16 protein-coding genes and 2 tRNA genes are annotated in these 20,447 nt (G+C 57.1%); 8 read left to right on the forward strand and 10 right to left on the reverse strand.

What is annotated here, in order from left to right; genetic code table 11:
• Positions 1 to 6 precede the first annotated feature (6 nt).
• A complete protein-coding gene (locus Abci_RS10395) occupies positions 7 to 471 on the forward strand; it encodes a hypothetical protein (protein ID WP_048839058.1) in 465 nt (154 codons plus the stop codon).
• Positions 472 to 553: 82 nt separating this feature from the next.
• Here the strand turns inward: Abci_RS10395 and Abci_RS10400 are convergent, their stop codons facing one another.
• The 4 genes from Abci_RS10400 to Abci_RS10415 all read right to left on the reverse strand — a co-directional run bounded on the left by Abci_RS10400 (position 554) and on the right by Abci_RS10415 (position 5,652).
• A complete protein-coding gene (locus Abci_RS10400; RefSeq protein ID WP_048839175.1) occupies positions 554 to 1,837 on the reverse strand; it encodes an Hsp70 family protein in 1,284 nt (427 codons plus the stop codon).
• Between the two features lie 100 nt (positions 1,838 to 1,937).
• Complete coding sequence (locus Abci_RS10405) at positions 1,938 to 3,311, reverse strand: dihydroorotase (RefSeq protein ID WP_048839059.1); 1,374 nt, start codon at positions 3,309 to 3,311, stop codon at positions 1,938 to 1,940.
• Between the two features lie 37 nt (positions 3,312 to 3,348).
• On the reverse strand, positions 3,349 to 4,746 hold the full coding sequence (gene gorA, locus Abci_RS10410) for a glutathione-disulfide reductase (protein ID WP_048839060.1): 1,398 nt from the start codon (positions 4,744 to 4,746) through the stop codon (positions 3,349 to 3,351).
• Positions 4,747 to 4,794: 48 nt separating this feature from the next.
• The gene (locus Abci_RS10415) at positions 4,795 to 5,652 is read right to left on the reverse strand and encodes a ferredoxin--NADP reductase (protein WP_048839176.1); all 858 of its coding nucleotides are present in this window, start codon (positions 5,650 to 5,652) and stop codon (positions 4,795 to 4,797) included.
• 417 nt (positions 5,653 to 6,069) lie between these two features.
• Between Abci_RS10415 and Abci_RS10420 the strand changes: the two genes are divergently transcribed.
• Positions 6,070 to 8,427, forward strand: coding sequence for a helicase-related protein (locus tag Abci_RS10420; protein WP_048839062.1), 2,358 nt, complete (start codon positions 6,070 to 6,072; stop codon positions 8,425 to 8,427).
• Between the two features lie 38 nt (positions 8,428 to 8,465).
• On the opposite strand, the gene Abci_RS10425 is transcribed toward Abci_RS10420, so the two are convergent.
• Together Abci_RS10425 and Abci_RS10430 are read right to left on the reverse strand one after the other, a co-directional pair.
• A complete protein-coding gene (locus Abci_RS10425) occupies positions 8,466 to 9,416 on the reverse strand; it encodes an SDR family oxidoreductase (protein WP_048839063.1) in 951 nt (316 codons plus the stop codon).
• Positions 9,416 to 9,997, reverse strand: coding sequence for a DedA family protein (locus tag Abci_RS10430; protein ID WP_181015844.1), 582 nt, complete (start codon positions 9,995 to 9,997; stop codon positions 9,416 to 9,418). Before Abci_RS10430 ends, Abci_RS10425 begins: the two co-directional genes overlap by 1 nt.
• 329 nt (positions 9,998 to 10,326) lie before the next feature.
• On the opposite strand from Abci_RS10430, the gene Abci_RS10435 reads away from it, so the two are divergent.
• Entirely contained in the window at positions 10,327 to 12,306 is a 1,980-nt protein-coding gene (locus Abci_RS10435) for an alpha/beta hydrolase family protein (protein ID WP_048839177.1), read from the forward strand.
• Between the two features lie 94 nt (positions 12,307 to 12,400).
• On the opposite strand, the gene Abci_RS10440 is transcribed toward Abci_RS10435, so the two are convergent.
• From Abci_RS10440 to Abci_RS10455, 4 genes are all read right to left on the reverse strand, one after another.
• Positions 12,401 to 14,035, reverse strand: coding sequence for an NAD-dependent malic enzyme (locus tag Abci_RS10440; protein ID WP_048839065.1), 1,635 nt, complete (start codon positions 14,033 to 14,035; stop codon positions 12,401 to 12,403).
• A 236-nt stretch (positions 14,036 to 14,271) separates the two neighbouring features.
• A complete protein-coding gene (gene nusG, locus Abci_RS10445; protein ID WP_048839066.1) occupies positions 14,272 to 14,802 on the reverse strand; it encodes a transcription termination/antitermination protein NusG in 531 nt (176 codons plus the stop codon).
• 9 nt (positions 14,803 to 14,811) lie between these two features.
• A complete protein-coding gene (gene secE / locus Abci_RS10450; RefSeq protein ID WP_048839067.1) occupies positions 14,812 to 15,006 on the reverse strand; it encodes a preprotein translocase subunit SecE in 195 nt (64 codons plus the stop codon).
• A 125-nt stretch (positions 15,007 to 15,131) separates the two neighbouring features.
• A tRNA-Trp gene (locus Abci_RS10455) sits at positions 15,132 to 15,208 on the reverse strand.
• 224 nt (positions 15,209 to 15,432) lie between these two features.
• Between Abci_RS10455 and Abci_RS10460 the strand changes: the two genes are divergently transcribed.
• The 5 genes from Abci_RS10460 (at position 15,433) to atpD (ending at position 20,424) form a co-directional block, all read left to right on the forward strand.
• Positions 15,433 to 15,506: transfer RNA gene (locus Abci_RS10460), tRNA-Gly, on the forward strand.
• 384 nt (positions 15,507 to 15,890) lie between these two features.
• Positions 15,891 to 16,475, forward strand: a complete 585-nt coding sequence (atpH, locus tag Abci_RS10465; protein ID WP_048839068.1) for an ATP synthase F1 subunit delta — start codon at positions 15,891 to 15,893, stop codon at positions 16,473 to 16,475.
• Positions 16,475 to 18,010 (forward strand): F0F1 ATP synthase subunit alpha, encoded by a 1,536-nt coding sequence (gene atpA / locus Abci_RS10470; protein ID WP_048839069.1) that lies wholly within the window; start codon positions 16,475 to 16,477, stop codon positions 18,008 to 18,010. The genes atpH and atpA overlap by 1 nt, the downstream gene beginning before the upstream one ends.
• Positions 18,011 to 18,026: 16 nt before the next feature.
• Positions 18,027 to 18,920, forward strand: coding sequence for a F0F1 ATP synthase subunit gamma (locus Abci_RS10475; protein WP_048839070.1), 894 nt, complete (start codon positions 18,027 to 18,029; stop codon positions 18,918 to 18,920).
• Positions 18,921 to 18,951: 31 nt separating this feature from the next.
• On the forward strand, positions 18,952 to 20,424 hold the full coding sequence (gene atpD, locus Abci_RS10480; RefSeq protein ID WP_048839071.1) for a F0F1 ATP synthase subunit beta: 1,473 nt from the start codon (positions 18,952 to 18,954) through the stop codon (positions 20,422 to 20,424).
• Positions 20,425 to 20,447: the final 23 nt, after the last annotated feature.

A 20,447-nucleotide genomic window follows, 5' to 3' on the forward strand; every position in this document is an offset into this window, starting at 1 on the left:
ATTGGCATGAGAAAAGAAACGGTCTTTCTGATCGGCTTTTTTATTCTGACAGTTGGCACCGCGAGTCTGATCTGGACATTCGCTCTCCCCAACCTCAAGCCCGTCACGTTCCCACAAGTGGCGAGCGGCGAGATTGAAGTGGGGCCGATGCGGCACAAACGTGCGCTGACTGCTGATGAAGTAAAAACCCTCAACACATGGTTTGAAGACCATAAGGCAGGCTGGGGGCCGCTAAACCGGACACCGCCTTCTTCCGGGGATTCACGCGTCAGCCTGAAAGACCAGAACGGGCAGGAAGTGCTGGACCTGACGCTGTGGACCGGCATTAGTGCGGCAGACTGGAATGCCACCGTGTTTGTTGAAAGCCCGGATGGCCAGCATGTGCATACCGAGACATTCTCAGAAGAGCAGTTTGCCCCTCTCCGCGCATTGGTAGACCGCTTCAAGTTCCAGCGGACCGCGTTTCCGTAAACGGCAGACTGGCGCAGGCCGGACATCAAAAAGGCCATGGGGATGTTCCTCATGGCCTTTTTTAATTGTGCATCGTAACGGGTCAGGCGTGTCCGTTCATAAGGGCAAGTCCTTCGGCAACGGACACAAACTCGCCGCCCGTATCCACGCGCTCCTGGCCAAAACGGTCAGTAAACAGGCGGCGCACTGCGGGAACAAAAGACGTGCCACCTGTCAGGAACACACGGTCAACTGCGGAGGCGGGTAATCCGGCATTTTTCAATGCCTGATCAACTGCACGGTCAAACTGAAGAAGGTCTGGCGCAATCCAGCTTTCAAAATCCGCACGGGTAATGGTGTGTTTGACGTGAAACTCTCTGTGCTGAAAGCAAAGCTCAGTGCTGTCTGCCTTGGAGAGAGCACTTTTGGCGGCCCCAACGGCACGGTAGAGGGCCTGCCCCTGCTGGTCCTGCACCAGATCAATCAAGGCCCGTAACTTTGCTGGGTCTGACACTGTGCGGGCAACATCTTCCATGGCGCGCAGGGTCTGGGGGGTACGCATAAGCGCCAGACGATGCCACCGGCCCAGACTTGCATACCATTCTATGGGAACAGGCAGGGGTTCCCCGCCCATTACACGGTAGGTGCAGTCCCGGCCTAGCAGAGGGGCAATGACCGTATTGATAATCCGGTAATCAAACTGGTCTCCGGCAATGCCAACACCTGCATGCCCTAAGGGTTCGGCGTGGCCGGGTTTGGCCGGGTCAAACCGCATGACCGAGAAGTCACTGGTGCCGCCACCAAAGTCCCCTACCAGAATGGTGGTGGGTTCCGTCAGGCGCTGGGCAAAGCGCCAGCCTGCGGCCTCTGGTTCCCACGCCAGGGTAACGTGAGAGAATCCGGCGGCCTTAAAACTGTCCCGCAGGCGTTGCTCACCCAATGCATCGTCTGGAAAGTCACCTGCAAACTCGACAGGCCGGCCTACGGTCACATGCACACCGTCAGGGTTTACACCCACAGCCTTCATCAAATTGGCCAGAAAATGCGCAATCAGAGCTTCTAAGCTCAGGCGGCGGCTGAAGACCTGTGTTTCCCGAAAAGATTTCTGCGCCAGATAAGACTTCATGGACATGATCATGCGGGAGTCCGCCGGGTCTTCCAGATACGCATCAATGGCGGCAGCGCCTATGGCTTCCTGCTGGACAATGCGGGCCCCCACTTCTTCCTGCCAGAAACACAGCAGGGTACGGCAGGTGTCTGAAGTCGGGTGTTCAGGGAAGGTAAAACGCAGGGTTTCCGTTTTGCCATCAGGGTGGGCCAGCACAACAACGCTGTTGGTTGTGCCAAAATCCAGACCGAGTTTCAGGGTTTTGTCAGGCGTGGGCATTGTGCAATCCGTCAGGCGATAAAAGACAAAAACATCCGGGCAGATGCTGCCCGGATGTGTCAAAAAGAACAGGACCTCAGAAAAAGGAAAAAGCTGCTTATCAGACCGTGGGGCGGTCTGTCGCGTCAAATTTCAGGGGTTCGCCAATGGCCTGCTCAGCCAGCGTACCCTCCCACATGACCTGATGGCCCCGCACAATTGTGCCAACAGGGCGGCCTATAAGCTGCGTGCCGGTAAAGGGAGACCAGCCACATTTGGAAGCCAGCCAATCCTGCTCCACGGTCCATGTAGCCTTCAGGTCCACAATGGAGAAGTCAGCGTCATATCCCACAGCAATGCGGCCTTTGCGCACAAGGCCGAACAGGCGCTGTGGCCCGGCGGAGGTCATGTCCACAAGGCGGCGCAGGGTCAGACGGTTATTGGCCACGTGGTCCAGCATGAGGGGCAGCAGCGTTTGTACCCCCGGCATACCTGATGGAGAGGCCGGATAAGGCTTGTTCTTGTTGGTAAGGGAATGAGGAGCATGGTCGGAGCCAATAACATCCGGCATGCCCTGACTAACCCAATGCCACAGCCCGTCACGATGCGCACCGGAGCGAATGGGCGGGTTCATCTGTGCAAGCGTCCCAAGGCGGGCATAGGCTTCCTCACCCGCCAACGTCAGATGCTGGGGAGTGACTTCACAGGTTGCAATGTCCCGATGCTGTGAGATCAGTTCCAGTTCCTGCGGTGTAGTGATGTGCAGGATATGGACCCGGCGGCCCGTTTTACGCGCAAGGCGGAGGGCGCGGGTTGTGGCCCGCAGCGCGGTCTCATCATCCCGCCAGACAGGGTGGGAGGACGGGTCACCTTCCACACGGTAGTCCACACGCTCTTTCAGCCGTGCTTCATCTTCCGCATGGATGGCTACCCGGCGGCGGCCAGACCGGAAGACGCGTTCCAGCATGTCATCTTCAGAGACCAGAAGATTACCGGTGGACGAGCCCATGAAGACTTTGATGCCTGCTGTGCCCGGCAGTTTTTCAAGTTCACCACAGTGGTCAGCGTTGTCGCTAGTGGCACCCACATAAAATGCGTGGTCGCACCACATGCGGCCTTTGGCGCGGGCCAGTTTGTCTGCCACCGCTTCAGGGGTTGATGTGGTGGGTTTGGTGTTGGGCATTTCAAAAACGCCCGTCACGCCACCGAGTACAGCGGCGCGGCTTCCGCTTTCCAGATCCTCATTTTCCGTAGCACCCGGCTCACGGAAATGAACCTGTGTGTCAATGACGCCCGGCAGAATGGTCAGCCCTGTGCAGTCTAGCGTGCGCTCGGCTTTGCCTTGCCCGCCAATGGCGGCAATCAGGCCATTGCGCACATAGACATCCGTTATGACCGTGGCGTCCGGCAGCACAACGGAGCCACCTTTCAGGACCAGATCATAGGAGTCGTGGGCCGTAGCGGCAGCATGCGGTGGGGTGCTGGAAAGGGGCATGGGGCTTTTTCCTGTCAGGGGCGTGGTAAAAAGCGTCTTAGCTGGCTTTTGGTGTTTCGCGCGTGCGGGTACGCAGTGTGACCAGTTCCTCGGCGGAGGTCGGGTGGATGCCAACTGTGCGGTCAAAATCCACTTTCCGGAGGCCGGCAGTTACGGCAATGGCTACGCCCTGCATCATTTCGGCAGCATCATCACCCAGAATATGCGCACCCACCACTTTCTGGCTGGCTTGGTCCACAACCAGTTTCATGATGGTTTTGCGGTCTTTACGGCCGCTCAGGGTGTGGCGCATGGGGGTAAAGCGGGTCAGGTAAATATCCAGCACACCGTTTTTGGCGGCTTCCTCTTCCGTCAGACCGACTGATGCGAGTGGAGGAGAGAAAAAGACCGCCTTGGGTGTGGTGTCGAGAGACCAGGTGCGCGGCGGTTCCTTGCCAAACAGGCTGTCTGCCAGATTATGGCCTTCTGCAATGGCAACGGGGGTCAGGTTCAGGCGGTCCGTTACATCGCCAATGGCATAAATGTTCGGCTGGCTGGTTTCCTGCCTGTCATTCACGGCAATGCGGCCGCCCTTGGCTGTGCTGACGCCAGCTTTCTCCAACCCGAGCGAATCGATCTTCGGGCGGCGGCCTACGGCAAAAAACACGCAGTCAGCATCCAGCGTCTGGCCGTTGTTCAGGCTGACGGTGTATGCGGTGCCTGTCTTTTCTATGCGTGTGGGGGCGGCATTGCCGTGCAGGGTGATGCCACGCACGGCAATGGCATCCTTCAACTCTTTCCGCAGATCTTCGTCAAAACCGCGCAGGGGCAGGTCGTGGCGTTGCACCATGTCAACGGTAGAGCCAAGGCCTGCAAAAATACCGGCAAATTCCACGCCAATATAGCCACTGCCGACAATCACAACGCGCTGAGGGCGCTCGGTCAGGTGGAAGGCCTCGTCAGAGGTAATGGCATAGTCTGCGCCTGGAATATCCAGCTTGAGCGGTGTAGAGCCTGTGGCAATGACAATCCGTTTGGCCGTGACCGTACGCGGGGCCTCGTCGGGTGCAAGCGGGGATGGCTCAACCACAACGGTATGGGCATCTTCAAACCGTGCGTGGCCGGTAAACAGGGCAATGCCTGCTTTTTCCAGCATGGACACGTAAATACCATTCAGGCGGGTAATTTCTTTGTCTTTGGCGGCTATCAGAGTCGCCCAGTCGTGGGTGCCGCGTGTGCTGGACCAGCCAAAAGCATGGCTGTCATCCACCAGGTCACCATATTCACTGGCCTGCACCATCAGTTTTTTAGGGACGCAGCCCAGATTAACGCAGGTACCACCCCAGTGGCGGCTTTCAACAATAGCAACTTTGGCACCATGGCTGGCGGCAATACGCGCGCAGCGTACTCCGCCAGACCCTGCACCAATCACAAGAAGATCGAACTCGTGGGACATGGTGCAGGCTCCTTGGTGTGTTGGGTCTGAAAAAGAGATAAAAGACCCTTAGCGTCCAGCGAAGGCTTTTTCCACCACATAAGAGCCGGGGTTGGACATGTTGCCTTCATCAAACCCACGCGCCTGAAGCAGGGCTTCCGTATCGGCCAGCATTTCAGGTGACCCACAGATCATGACGCGGTCATGCTCAGGGTCCAGTTCCGGAATGTTGAGGTCACGGAAGATCTGACCGTTTTCAATCAGCTTGGTGATACGGTCCGTTACGGCATATTCTTCACGGGTAACAGCCGGGTAGTAGAGCAGTTTGCCTGCAATATCTTCCCCCAGAAACTCATGCTCTGGCAGTTCGTGGCGAATGTGGTTGTAATAAGCCAGTTCGCCAGACAGACGCACGGTGTGGCTCAGAATAACCTTTTCGTATTTTTCATAGCAGGCCGGGTCTTTGATCAGGCTCATGAAAGGCGCAAGCCCCGTACCTGTGGACAGGAAGTACAGGTTACGGCCCGGGCGCAGGTTATCCAAAATCAGGGTGCCAGTCGGTTTGCGGCCCACCAGTACGGTGTCCCCCACCTTGACATGGCGCAGGCGGGAGGTCAGCGGGCCATCCGGCACGGCAATGGAGAGGAACTCAAGTTCATCTTCATAGTTGGGAGAAGCCAGAGAATAAGCGCGCAGCAGCGGCTTTTCGTTCACTTCAATCCCGATCATCGCAAACTGCCCGTTTTCAAAGCGTAGGCCGGGGTCACGTGTCGTGGTGAAGCTGAACAGGCGTTCCGTCCAATGGTGTACGGTCAGCACTTTTGCCGGGTAGAGGTGGCCATACTCCTTAGTAGGCGGCGCAAGGTGCCATACACCCTCCTGCCCTTCGACCGGCAGAAGGGCTGTAGGCACTTCGTCAGCCGTCATTTTGGGCAGGATGTCAGAGAAGGTTCCGGTCAGCTGTTCTGTCGTGGTGTCAGACATGGGCCGCTTTATACTCCTGATTGCGGGTGCGCTTTTGCGTATAGTGTGGCGGCGTTTCTAAGGGGTACGGCGGTTTTCTGCCAGCTTAAAGTGAACAAAGCCCCTCTTTGCTTCCTGCACGGGTGCTATGCTTTTCCATGGTAAACAAGGGGTTAGCAATAGAATAAAGTACCGTTCCCCAGCGTGGGACAGAGCGGTTTTTGGGCAGGATAGTGCCGGTATAGTCACGCAGCGCTGCGTGAATCCCACATTCTGCTTTTGCAGGGGCGTGTTTGAAAAGCAGAAAGGTTATGTGAAAACACGTGCGTTTTCCCGCGCAGGCCATTGTTCCGCACCGCGTGATAGCGCAAGAGTAATGGCATGACGTCAGAACCTTTTGCTTCCCCCGCCCGCGAGGCGTTTGCCCATGTTTCCGCCCGCACAGGGTTTGCAGTAGACCCCAAGGAAGAGCAGGAAGTCATCCGCCGTGTTGCCCGTGCGCTGGAGCCGGATGCACGGGACATTCCGGATGAAACCTTCCGCGATATTCTCTGCACCGTGCGCCGCAAAAAACGTATCTCCCGCCTTGTTGACCTGACGCGCCGGAGCGGGCGCATCTGGGTGACGCGGGACGAGATCGAGCAGGCGGTTGCCACCATTACCGAGCCCGAGGCGAATGATACCGTGCTGGAACGGGCCTTGGCACCCGTTGCACAGGAGCGCCTGCGGTCTTATGCCGCCACGCCGCGCAAGGTTTTTGACGCCATTCAGGCAGACCTGCTGGATACAGGGCGCGTTTTATCCCCCGGCCAGATAGACCTTCTGCTTATGGCCATTGCCATTGCGTTTGGCCTGCCGGAGGGAGACCCGTTTCTGGACACGGCGCGCAGAGACGAAGCCCAGCGCCAGAAAACCGCCCACACCATTGAGCGCACCGCGCAGGAAAAACGCCAGAAGGAAGAACAGCGCCTCGCGGCGTGGGAAGAAAGCCTTGTCCCGTTCAAGGACGTGCCGCGCCTACTGCGCTGCTCCCACAAGGAGGCGTTGCGCTGGATTGCAGAGAACAGGCTGCCTGTTGCCCGAAAGGTCAGCGAATCGGGTGGCCGTGAGCGGTGGGAGTTTGACCCTGCCGAACTGATTGCCCTGCGCGACAAGCTGGGGGAATGGCGGGATGGCGCGGCAGCAGCAACGCCTGGCAGCCCCCGTGTTCAGGCAGATATGGGCCGCAAGGTGGCCAATTCCGTTATTGCGCGTGTGGCGGCGCTGGACCGCTATGCGGCCCATTTCCGTACCGCCCGCGCCTTGAACCGGCAGATTACGCTGGTGACTGGCCCAACCAATAGCGGTAAATCCTACACGGCCCTGAATGCTCTGGCGCAGGCCGATAGCGGGCTTGCCTTGGCCCCCCTGCGGTTGCTGGCGCATGAATTTCGGGAGGCTCTGGCGTCTCGTGGTGTGGAGGCTTCGCTTTCTACGGGGGAGGAGCGCATTCTGGTGCCCAGCAGCAAACATCTGGCTGCTACGGTTGAGATGTGCCCCTTCTATAATCCCGTTGATGTTGCGGTGATTGATGAAGCCCAGATGCTGTTTGACACAGACCGTGGGGCCGCATGGACAGCGGCCATTATGGGGGCACCCGCCCGGCATTTGTATATTCTGGGTGCACCGGACTGTATCCCCATGGTGCGGCGTATTGCTGAGCTCTGCGGTGACCCGGTGGATGAAATTTCACTGGAGCGTAAAAGCCCGCTGCGGTCAGCCAGTCAGCCCGTCAAGTTGGCAGACCTGACAACCGGCGATGCATTGATAGCCTTTTCCCGCCGTGAAGTGCTGGACCTGCGTGCAGCCCTTATGCAGCACGGCAAACGGGTTGCGGTGGTGTATGGCGCGCTCAGCCCGGAAGTACGCCGTGCGGAAGCCCAGCGCTTTAACTCCGGTGCCGCTGATATTCTGATTGCAACAGACGCCATTGGCATGGGGCTTAACCTGTCCATCAAGCGGGTGGTTTTTGCTGCGCTCAAGAAGTTTGATGGCCGCCAGACACGTGACCTCACTGTGCAGGAGGTCAAGCAGATTGGCGGGCGTGCTGGCCGTTACGGAAAGCACGAGGTCGGTACGGTGGCCGTATTGGCCGGGGCAGGCAGCCCCTCCTTTATCCGCCGACAGCTTGAAGCCGATACGGAAGAGCAGAGCGACCTGCGGCCCTACGTGCAGCCTGACGCAGATATTGTGAAAGCCGTTGCGGCTGAAATTGGGTCGGAAAGCCTTTACGGCGTTCTGTCACGCATTCATCGCGCGGTGCTGCGTAAGGATGACCCCAATTACCGCCTTGCGGATATGGAACAGGCCTTTGACATTGCGTCTGCTCTGGAAGGGGTGGAGGGGCTGGATCTCACAACCCGCTGGTCTTACGCCATGTGCCCCGTGGATGACCGCGATAACGGGATCAAGCGTTTGGTAGGCTGGGCGGCGGACCACGCAGCGGGCCGCCGTGTCATGCCACCCGGTACGGGCAGGCTGCCACCCAGTGAGCGGGCAAGCCGTGAAGAGCTCGAGCGGGCAGAAAAACGCCATAAACGCTTGGTCGCATGGCGCTGGCTGGCTTTACGCTTCCCCGATTTCTACCCGGACCGGGAAGAGGCAGAAGAGACAACGCGCAAACTGAATGACTGGATTGAAAGCGTATTGCGGCAGCAGAGCCGCACCCGCACCACATCTGGGCGCGAACGGCGGAAATAGGCAGAAGGTACGGGCTGGCTTTAACCAGCCCGTTGGTCTTACCAACCCAGACCGGTCAGGCGTTCGGAAACATCCCATAGGCGCTCAGCCGTACTGGCTTTTAACGCGGCGGCAGGAACATGCGCTGGCCCCGGTTGGCCCCGGCGCTCCTTGGTACCCTGTGGGCCGTAATAATCTCCGTCCCGCGCAATGGGAGCCAGCGTGGCATAGAGCAGCGGTTCTGCCCCACGCGCAGCCGACTGGCCCATAACGCGCAAAACCGCACTGCCCAGCACGCGTTCTACCTTACCCAAGGCTTCAGGCAGCGCGGAGGCCGGACCATTGGCGATGATGGAGGTAGAAGACCAGCCCGGATGCGCTGCGCGGGAATGAATATTCCAGCCAGCTTCACCCGCTTTGCGGGCCAACTCCCGTGCAAACAGAAGGTTGGCCAGTTTGCTTTGCTGGTAAGCCCCAAAAGCGCTGTAGCGGTGCCGAAACTGTAGGTCATCAAAATGGATGCTCCCTTTGCAGGCAGCAAGGCTGGCAACGGTTGTCACAACGCCGCCGCCCGGTGCTGCCTCAAGCAAAGGGCGTAAGTGGTAGGTCAGGGCAAAATGGCCAAGATGGTTGGTGCCAAACTGCACTTCAAACCCATCCTGCGTTTCCTGCCGCTGGGCCGGCGCCATAATACCAGCGTTATTAACCAGAATATCCAGCCGGTTCGTAAGTCTGGCAACGTCTGCTGCACAGGCGGCTACGGACTGGAGGGATGTCAGGTCAAGCGTAAGCATCTCAACCAGCGCAGTGGGGCAGCGGGCCTTTAGTGCTGCAAGGGCTGCCGTGCCGCGCTCTGCATTGCGTACAGGCAGTAATAACCGCGCCCCACGCGTGGCCAAGCCACAGGCTACTTCAAACCCCAGCCCGCTATTGGCACCTGTTACTAGGGCAACCCGTCCGTCAAGGTTGGGCTGCTTGGCCGTTACGGCCCATTCATGGCGGCCCAGCATTATGGGGTTATCCGCAAGCGGTCGTCTTTTTCCGCAGCTTTCATGGCTTCCTCCGTCAGACGTTTCTCATTGCGTTTGAGGAACAGGAACGAGCCCCCGATGATAATGATGGCGCAGATGCCAAACCCGATGCCGACCGGCCCGGACAGTTTCAGAACTTCATTACCAAGCAGGTAAGTGCCTATGGCGTAACCGCCAGCCCAGCACAGTCCACCCAACGCATTGTGCCATAAAAACGTATGCCACGGCATATGGTTCGCGCCAGCCAGCAGGGCAACAAACATACGCAGCACGGCAATAAAACGGCCAAAGAACACAACAGACCCGCCATGCTTCAAAAATACATAGCGGCCAAGCAGCAGGCGCTCTGGTGTCAGGCCGAATTTGGGGCCGTATTTCTGCAACAGCTTCAGGCCGAGGGCACGGCCTATCAGGTAGCCAAAATTATCCCCCATAATGGCCCCAGCCACGGCAGCAATAATAACGCCGGTAATACTGAGCTTATGGGTGGTCGCGCAGAAGAGCGCACCTGTTATGATCAGGCTTTCTGCGGGTAGCGGAAACCCCATGCTTTCCAGCATGACCACAATCCCCACAACTGCGTAGCCGTAATGAGCAAACAGGCTGTTGAGGTGCTGAAGCGAAAAGAAGGATTCAAGAGTGTGTAGCAGGACAGGGCATCCAGTTCTGTCTATGGCAGGTCTTGCAGGCAGGAAGCCTGTAGACGGCGGAGTGTCAAGCCTGTGCCATGGTGGGGCAAAGTCTGCGGTGCCATGGCAGTCTCTGCTGTGCTGCCCCTGAAGGGGTTGAGGCTGGCGGTATCATGCCTGAAGATAGACGCTCTGTCTTGTCGCTTCCATGTGGCATGAAACAGCTTTTGCCATTTGCCTCCGTAGTCAGGAAAACTGCCATGTCTGTTTCCACCAAGCCTGCTCCTTTGCCTCTGCCTTTACCCTGCGGGTCATGGCCGTCTCCGGTTACGGTTGATCTGGTGGCAGGGAAAGCACTCTCCCTGTCTGAGGTGAACGCTGATGGTGCCATGGTGTACTGGCTGGAACGCAGACCTGCTGAAAAAGGCCGCACGGTGCTTCGGCGGTGGCAGGAAGGCCTTGGCGCGCAGGATGTTCTGCCAGCGGTGTACGATGTAGGCACCCGTGTGCATGAATATGGCGGTGCTCCTTACGCGGTGGGGCATGGTCATGTCGCGTTTTCAGAGAAAAAATCCGGCGCATTGTGGTTTTTCGCCAAAAGCGCAGAGGCCCCAGTGTGCCTGAGCCACACGGAGGGCCTGCGTTACGCCGACCTGCGTTTTGCTCCGGATGCCTCCTGTCTTCTGGCCGTGCGGGAGGATCATCGTGCGGCAGGTGAGCCAAAAGCCGCTTTGGTGGCCTTTGCGCTCACACTTACCGCAACAGGCGTGCAGGCTGGCCCGGAACAGGTGCTGCATATGGGCCCGGATTTTCTGGCAGCGCCCAGTGTGTCTCCCGATGGGCGGTATCTGGCATGGATTGAGTGGCAACACCCGAACATGCCGTGGGACTCCACACGTCTTTGCGGTGCCACGCTGGTACGCACACCGGAAGGGCAGATTTCCGGCCTGTCAAACCGGCATGTTCTGGCCGGGGCAACGCAAAGTGAATCCCTGATAGAACCGCGTTGGGCAGATAATGGCACGCTTCAGGTTGTGTCTGACCGTACTGGTACCTGGACCGTCTGGTCCATACAGCCGCAGGAATTTGAGCACTGTGATGTGACTTTAACGCCCGCGCCTGTTCCGGGCGGTGAAATCGGGCAGCCTGCCTGGGTGTTCGGGCAGCGGAGCTATCAGCCTTTGCCCGAAGGTGGGTATGTGGTGTTGGTCGTGCAGGATGGCACAACCCGCTGCCAGATTACCGATGCAGCGGGAAATGTGACGCTTTTTCACGCGCATCCGGAGCAATGTCCTGTTCGGCTTGATGACGGTCGGTTTGCATGGCTGGAAGCCCCCTGTGACGCATTGCCTGCCGTGGTGGTTGGCACGGCGCAGGCTGGGGTGGCGCATAGTGTGCAGCGGGCTGCTGACCTAACGCTGGACAAGCTCGACATTTCAAAGCCTGAAACGATTCGCTTTCCCGTTGAACCTGGTGGCCCGGCGCTCGGCCATGCCTTTTTTTATGCGCCTGCAAATAGCAAGGTCTGCATACCGGAAGGAGAAAAACCACCTATGATTGTGCTTGTGCATGGCGGCCCAACGGCCCGGGCACAGGAAGGCTTCTCCTTCAAGGTACAGTGGTGGACCTCGCGCGGCTTTGCCGTGCTGGATGTCAATTACGGAGGGTCCACCGGATTCGGCCGGGCATGGCGCAACCGGCTGAAAGGCGCATGGGGCCTTGTGGATGTGGCGGACTGCATTGCGGCCGCACAGCACATGGTCAACACAGGCCGCGTTGACCCCCAGCGACTCGCAATTCGTGGTTCAAGTGCCGGGGGTATGACCGTTTTAGTCGCTCTTGCGTCCTCGTCTTTGTTTGCTGCCGGGGTCAGCCTGTATGGCGTGACGGATCTGCGGGCTTTGGCGGCAGAAACGCATAAATTCGAGGCCCGATATCTGGATGGGTTAATCGGCCCCTGGCCGGAAGCCGAATCGGTTTACCTTGAACGCTCGCCCATCAGCGTGGCCGCGCAGATCAAAGCGCCTGTTCTCATGTTGCAGGGGTTGGATGACACGGTTGTGCCCCCCAATCAGGCACGCAGCATGGCGGCAGCGCTTCAGAAAGCCGGGACATCCTGCACACTTCATGAGTTCGCTGGGGAGGGCCACGGTTTCAGGCAGGAGAGCACGTTACGTCAGGCGTTGGCGGCTGAACTGTCCTTTTACGGGCAGGTTTTCGGGTTCACCCCAGCCTCCTGAGGCATTGAAGTGGACACACTAAAAAAGGCCGATTCTCCCTTGAGAGAATCGGCCTTGCTGCCTCAAGCGCTCCGGCTTAGCGGAAAGCCTGAGTCTAGCTTTGGTAGCGTGGAGAGTAGGTCAGGCTCTCAATCCAGGCCCGAATATCCTGCGGGCGCTCGACGGTTGCGGCACCTTTGTCAAAAATATACTCGGCAATGCGCGCCGCAGAGGTGATGGAGACCTCCAGAATATCACTCTGGGGCGGGAATAACCGGCCACGCTCCTGGTAAACAGGGCTGACCTGGTCAGCCAGCGCTTTGGCGGATTCAATCACCATATCATCGGTAATAATATCAGGGCAGGTAGCGTACACCGCCAACCCAAGGGCTGGGAAAATATAAAAATTGTTGGCCTGACCGGGATAGTGGGTTTTGCCGTTCAACTTGACCTCGGGGAACTGAATACCAGCCGCAAACAGCGCCTGCCCGTTGGACCATTCGTAAGCCTGCTCCGCCGTGCACTCACTATTTTTTTCAGGCAGTGAGAGCGCAAAAATCACCGGGCGCTCATTGAGGGCCGTCATGGCTTCCACCACTTCCTGCGTGAAGGCTCCTCCAGCCGTCGAGACCCCAACCAGCACGGAAGGTTTGAATGTCTTGACCATACTGAGCAGATCACGGGAGGCCGGAAGCGTCTTGGCATAACGCTGCTGGGATGGGGACAAATCCGTGCGGGAGGTTTCCAGCAGGCCGTTTACATCCATCAGCATGATGCGAGAGATCGCTTCTTCCTCCGACAACCCTTCCAGCTTGAAGGCAGAGACCAGCATATCCGCCGTGCCTAACCCGGAAGACCCGGCACCAAGGAACAGAATTCGCTGGTCCTTGAGCGATTCGCCCTTAATTTTCAGAGCGCTGATCAGCCCCGCCAGAGTAACGGCGGCCGTGCCCTGAATGTCATCATTATAGCAGCGGATACGGTCTTTATAATGTGCCAGATACCGGATGGCATCCGTGCCTTTCCAGTCTTCAAAATGAATCACACAGCGCGGGAAAACGGTGTGGACGGCCTGAATGAACTCCTCCACAAAAGCGTCCAGCTCTTCTTCCGGAGGCGGTTCGCGCCGCAGGCCCAAATAGAGCGGGTCTGCCCGCAGGGCGCTGTTTGTGGTGCCAATATCAAGCTGGATGGGGAGCAGCACATCCGGCGGCACTGCGCCGCAGGCGGTGTAAAGGTGGAGCTTCCCGATGGGAATACCCATGCCGTTCACGCCAATATCGCCAAGGCCCAGAATACGGCCACCGGTGGTGACGCAAATAACCCGTACATCGTCTACAGGCCAGTTGCGTAAAACCTCTTCAATGCGGCCGCTCATGTCCAGGCTGATATACATGCCGCGCGGGCGACGGTAGATATGGCTGAACTGCTTGCAAACAGTGGCCAGCGTTGGTGCGTAAACAATAGGCACAAACTTGGCGGGGTTTGACATCAGAACCCTGAAAAACAGGGTTTCGTTCTGGTCACGCAGGCCGCTCAGATAAATATACCGTTCAAGGTCATTCGGTTTGGTATCAAGATGGCGTTGCACACGCTCGACCTGCCGTTCCGGGCTTTCCACATGGGTAGGGAGCAAGCCTTCAAGACCATAGAGCCGTCGTTCTTCAGCAGAAAAGGCAGTGCCTTTGTTCAGTCGGGCATCGTTTAGTAAAGACAGGCCCCGTGCATGGGGGGCGGAAGCGGTTGGCATGGCAAACCCTTTTGAAGTGGAAAACAAATTCCGGTCAAACCGTATGGCAAAGAACAGGCTGGCGAGGCGTGATGGATGTAGAACGCAGCAAAACTCTAAGTGTCGCTGTCTGATCTTTTCAAGAGTGAGTTACGCAGCACGAGGAAATGTGAAACTGAATTTAAAATGGCCCAAACGCAGAAAAGGCAGCCGAAGCTGCCTTTTGAGAAATCCGATGAGAAAGCAAGGCAAAAGCCTTACAGCTTTTCTACCTGACCATATTCCAGATCCACAGGCGTAGAACGACCGAAGATGGAAACGCTGACCTTCAGGCGAGCCTTTTCTTCGTCAATTTCTTCAATCACACCATTGAAAGATGTGAATGGCCCGTCAGATACACGAATCTGCTCACCAATTTCAAAGCTGACTGCAGCGCGTGGGTGCTGGATGCCTTCAGCCGTCTGGTGAATAATGCGCTCTGCTTCAGCGGCAGAAATGGGGGTAGGGCGGTTTCTGGTACCCAGAAAACCCGTAACCTTGGGTGTATCCTTGACCAAATGCCAGGATTCATCCGTCATTTCCATTTTCACCAGCACGTAGCCGGGGAAAAACTTCCGTTCAGCGTTCACTTTCTGACCGCGACGTACTTCTATGACTTCTTCAGAAGGCACCAGAATTTCGTCGATATGGTCAGCCAGACCTTTTTGTTCTGCCTGCTCGCGAATGTGCTGCGCAATTTTCTTTTCGAAGCCCGAATAGACGTGGACCACATACCAACGTTTGGCCATGTCGTTTCCTCAGCCTCCCAGCCCGAATAATTGACGCACACCAAGACCAATAAGCTGGTCTACGGCAAAAAAGAAAACAGATGCCAGACCAGCCATAGCCAGAACAGCGCCTGTTGTAATCAGGGTGGCACGCCGAGAAGGCCAAGTAACCCGTTCGGCCTCGGCACGCACATCACGCAGAAACTTACCGGGACTGACCGACACGTACCATCCTCTCTTGCCACCCGCCCCGGCTTGATGCGGGAGGCGGCGCAGCGTGAAAAACCATATTCAAACTGTCAGGAGTTTTTTCTGCGGTTAAGGCAGATCAGGTTCCAGCCAGCATGAGATGGCAGGGGTGGAGGGTCTCGAACCCACAACCTTCGGTTTTGGAGACCGACACTCTAGCCAATTGAGCTACACCCCTGCAATGCGACTGCCGCCACGAAACAAGCCTATAACGGAAAACCGTTTGTCTGGCTAGACCGTGGTGTGGCCCTCACAGGAGGCGGAAGAAAATATGTTGCGGGCATAAAGTCAAGAGGCAGAAGACAATATTCTTCAACAACAGGCGTCAGGCGGATAAAAAACCCCAAAAAAGGGGGCTTGCAGAACGCGCTGGTTTAGCGATAAAACAGGCACCAACAGAGCGCGGGCATAGCATAGTGGTAATGCTGTAGCCTTCCAAGCTACCGAGGAGGGTTCGATTCCCTCTGTCCGCTCCAGTTTTTTTCCAAAAATTTAAAAAATCTGCCTCAATATACGTCGCACGAGCTGTGACTTCATGTGCGTGGTTGGCATACGGTCTAGCCTGTTCGTGGCGTTGCAGGGTATGCCCCGGATTAGGGTGCCGAGAAATATTATCGCTGCCGGTCCCGGCCCTTCATTTTTCACACGAAACCAGATGAGGCCCCGTTCCGGTTGCCCTTTTTAGCGGGTTGCCGGGTGGTTGAGTTCCGTATTCCGGCAAATTAGCGGCAGACGCCAGTTGCGTGGCGTGTTTCGTCATGCTAGAGGCCGCGCCGACGAATGCTTATGGTCCCATACGGGCCGCAGGCGGAGTCATTGATGTGGAATGCCGGCGCGCACAGAAGGAAAGAGCCTAAACAGTGGTGGCCTCGGGCGTAACGACAGCACAACCGGTTGCTTTTGCTGCCAACGGTCTTGAAGGCCGTTATGCAACTGCGCTTTATGAACTCGCAGCAGACCAGCAGCAGCTTGATGCAGTGCTTGATGAAGGTGCGGCGCTTGCCCGCCTGATAGATGAAAGCGCCCCGTTGCGCACTGTTCTGGCCGATACCCGGCTGGATATCCTTGTATCGCGCAAGGCCATACTGGCCGCGCTTGATGCGCAGGGCTTCAGTCCAATCATTAAAAATTTTGTTGGCGTTGTTGCTGATAACCGCCGCCTGCCAGTCCTGCGCCGCATTCTTGCCGCGCTCGATGCTCTGGCAGCGTCCCGGCGCGGGGAAGTTGTGGCAGAGGTTTCCTCCGCCCAGCCGCTCAGCCCCGATCAGCGCACCCAGCTTCAAGTTCGTCTGGCTGAAGCCGGTTATGCACGTGTCACGATTTGTGAGCGTGTTGATGCCACCCTGCTCGGCGGCCTTGTCGTACGTGTAGGGGCAAAACTGTATGACGCCAGTCTTCAGACCCGCCTGTTTCGTTTGCATTACGCCATGAAGGGAGCCGCGTGATGGAAATCCGTCCCGCAGAGATTTCGGATATCCTCAAGCAGCAGATTGCGTCGTTTGACAAAGAATCCGACGTTGTCGAAACCGGTACTGTCCTGTCCGTAGGGGACGGCATTGCCCGTGTGTTCGGTCTGCAGAATGTTATGGCAGGCGAACTTGTTGAGTTCCCTTCCGCTGGCCAGAAAGGCATGGCGCTCAACCTCGAAAGCGATAACGTCGGTATCGTTATCTTCGGGGATGACACCAATATCCGTGAAGGTGACACAGTCACCCGTTCCGGTGTTGTGGTTGAAGTGCCAACAGGCAAAAGCCTGCTGGGGCGCGTTGTTGACGGTCTGGGTAACCCGATCGACGGCAAAGGCCCTCTGGGCGCAGTTGAAATGCGTCGCGCTGAAGTCAAGGCTCCGGGCATTATGCCACGTCAGTCCGTCAGCGAGCCAATGCAGACCGGCATTAAAGCCATTGACGCACTGGTGCCCGTTGGCCGTGGCCAACGTGAACTGGTGATTGGTGACCGTCAGACCGGTAAAACAACCATTCTGACCGACACCATCCTGGCTCAGAAAGCTGTCAATGACCTGGGCGACGACAAGAAGTCCCTGTACTGCATCTATGTTGCAGTCGGTCAGAAGCGCTCTACGGTTGCTCAGTTGGTACGCCTGCTGGAAGAAAAGGGTGCGCTTCAGTACTCTATCGTTGTGGCAGCTACCGCGTCTGACCCGGCACCGCTCCAGTATCTCGCACCCTACGCTGCATGCGCCATGGGCGAATACTTCCGCGATAACGGCATGCATGCCCTGATCTGCTATGACGATCTGTCCAAGCAGGCTGTGGCTTACCGTCAGATGTCCCTGCTGCTGCGCCGTCCGCCAGGCCGTGAAGCATATCCGGGTGACGTGTTCTACCTGCACTCCCGTCTGCTGGAACGTGCTGCAAAAATGTCTGACGCCCACGGTGGTGGTTCTCTGACGGCTCTGCCCGTTATTGAAACACAGGCTGGTGATGTGTCTGCTTACATCCCGACCAACGTGATCTCCATCACCGATGGTCAGATCTTCCTTGAAACCGACCTGTTCTACCGTGGTATCCGCCCGGCTGTGAACGTGGGTGGTTCTGTGTCTCGTGTTGGTTCTGCCGCACAGATCAAAGCCATGAAACAGGTTGCAGGTAAGATTAAGCTGGAACTGGCTCAGTATCGTGAAATGGCTGCGTTCTCGCAGTTCGCTTCCGACCTTGACCCGGCAACCCAGAAGCAGCTGGCACGTGGTGCACGTCTGGTGGAACTGCTCAAGCAGCCTCAGTCTTCTCCGCTCACGGTTGAAGAACAGGTTATTGTGCTGTTTGCCGGTACCCGTGGCTTCATTGACGGGATTGCAGTTGAGAAGGTTGTTCCTTGGGAACACGCTCTGCTGAAAGACCTGCAGAATGGTGGCAAGGATCTGGTTGACACAATCCGCAAGGAACGTGCCCTGTCCAAAGACACTGAAGCCCGTCTCACTGAATATCTGACCACCTTCAACCGCAATTTCGGCGGCTGAGGCAGCAGGAGCAGTCATGGCTTCCCTCAAGGAACTCCGCGCCCGGATCGGAAGTATCAAGTCGACACGGAAGATCACCAGCGCGATGAAAATGGTCGCGGCCGCAAAATTGCGCCGCGCTCAGGCTAGTGCTGAAGCTGCCCGTCCGTACGCTGCGTCTATGCGCCGCATGCTGGCCGAATTGGCAGGCGCTACGAAGGGGGAAGAAGGGGGACCGCTCCTTCTGGCCGGAACCGGGCGTGATCAGATCCATCTGCTTGTGCCTCTCACGAGTGATCGTGGGCTGTGCGGTGGCTTCAACGCCAACGTACACCGCAAGACGGAACTCACCATCCGTAAGCTTCAGTCTGAAGGTAAGACCGTTAAGCTGCTTCCGGTTGGTCGTCGTGCTATCAACTATTTTTCCCGCGAATATTCTGATCTTATCGTAGATAAGGTTATGGGGTTCAGCGGGAAAGAAATTCCGTTCTCTGTGGCAAGCGGTCTTGGTGACAAGATCAACGCTCTGCTGGAGTCTGGTGAGATTGACGTTTGCACACTGGTCTATAACCAGTTCCGCAATGCCATGACGCAGGTTCCCACTTGCCAGCAGCTTGTGCCGCTGGTGATGGATGGTGCTGTGGGTGAAACGCCTGCCGCACCGGCAGCAGATGCGGCCCAATATGAATTTGAACCGGATGAAGCAACGCTTCTGGCTATGCTTCTTCCGAAAAACTTGCAGGTACAGATCTATGCTTCTCTGCTGGAAACGGCAGCAGGCGAGAACGGTGCCCGCATGACGGCAATGGACAACGCCACGCGGAATGCAGGCCGGTCCATCGATAGTCTGAGCAAGGTCTATAACCGGACCCGCCAGACGAACATTACTAACGAACTGATCGAAATCATTTCGGGCGCACAGGCTGTCTGAGCCCGCTCGTTTGCCCCGCAGGAGCTGACCCATGTCGGATACCACAACCCAGACCCAGGCCCCTGCGGCCACGAAGTCCAATGCTGTTGGCCGCATTACTGAGATTAGAGGACCAGTGGTTGATGTGCAGTTCCAAGGTGAACTGCCAAAAATCCTGAACGCCCTTCATGTAAAGCTTGGCGATCAGACACTGGTGCTGGAAGTGGCCCAGGAAATTGGTGAGCACGAAGTCCGTTGCATTGCCATGGAAACCACAGACGGACTGGTACGTGGTGCCGAAGTGGTGAACACCGGTTCCCAGATCTCCGTTCCTGTTGGTCCGGAAACGCTTGGTCGTATTCTGAACGTCACCGGTGAGCCGATTGACGAAAAAGGCCCGATCACAACAGCACGTCGTGCGCCAATTCATCGTGAAGCTCCGTCTTTCGAAGAACAGGCAGCCTCTGCTGAAATCCTGATGACCGGCATTAAGGTTGTCGATCTGCTCTGCCCTTACCTCAAGGGTGGTAAAGTTGGTCTGTTCGGTGGTGCTGGCGTTGGCAAAACCGTTATCATTCAGGAACTCATCAACAACATCGCAAAAGCACACGGTGGTGTGTCTGTGTTTGCTGGTGTTGGTGAGCGTACCCGTGAAGGTAACGACCTGTATTACGAAATGCAGGACGCTGGCGTTATCAAGCTGGGCGAAAACAACGAAACAGACGGCTCTAAAGTGGCCCTCGTGTTCGGTCAGATGAACGAACCACCGGGTGCCCGGGCTCGTGTTGCTCTGACCGGTCTGACGCTGGCTGAATATTTCCGTGACGAAGAAAACCAGGACGTTCTCTTCTTCGTGGATAATATTTTCCGCTTCACGCAGGCTGGTTCTGAAGTGTCCGCTCTGCTGGGCCGTATTCCATCAGCAGTGGGCTATCAGCCAACACTGGCTACGGAAATGGGTGCGCTGCAGGAGCGTATTACGTCCACCAAGAAGGGGTCCATCACGTCCGTTCAGGCCGTGTATGTCCCTGCCGATGACTTGACCGACCCTGCACCAGCAGCAACCTTTGCCCACTTGGATGCAACAACGGTTCTTAACCGCTCTATTGCTGAAATGGGCATCTACCCGGCTGTTGACCCGCTGGACTCCACATCCCGCTCACTTGACCCCGCTATTGTGGGTGAAGAGCACTACAATGTGGCGCGTGAAGTGCAGCGTATTCTGCAGACCTACAAATCCCTGCAGGACATCATTGCCATTCTGGGTATGGACGAACTGTCCGAAGACGATAAGCGCATTGTGGCTCGCGCACGCCGCATCCAGCGCTTCCTGTCTCAGCCGTTCCACGTTGCAGAAGTCTTTACGGGTTCTCCGGGTGTTCTGGTGTCTATTGCTGACACGGTCCGTTCGTTCAAAGCCATCTGCGCTGGTGAATATGACGACCTGCCAGAAGCCGCTTTCTACATGGTAGGCACCATTGAAGAAGCTGTTGCCAAGGCAGAAAAACTGAGAGAATCAGCTTAATAGCTGATTTTCGGGAAGGAGCA

The sequence above is a fragment of the Acetobacter cibinongensis genome (assembly GCF_000963925.1).
GTDB lineage: Bacteria > Pseudomonadota > Alphaproteobacteria > Acetobacterales > Acetobacteraceae > Acetobacter > Acetobacter cibinongensis.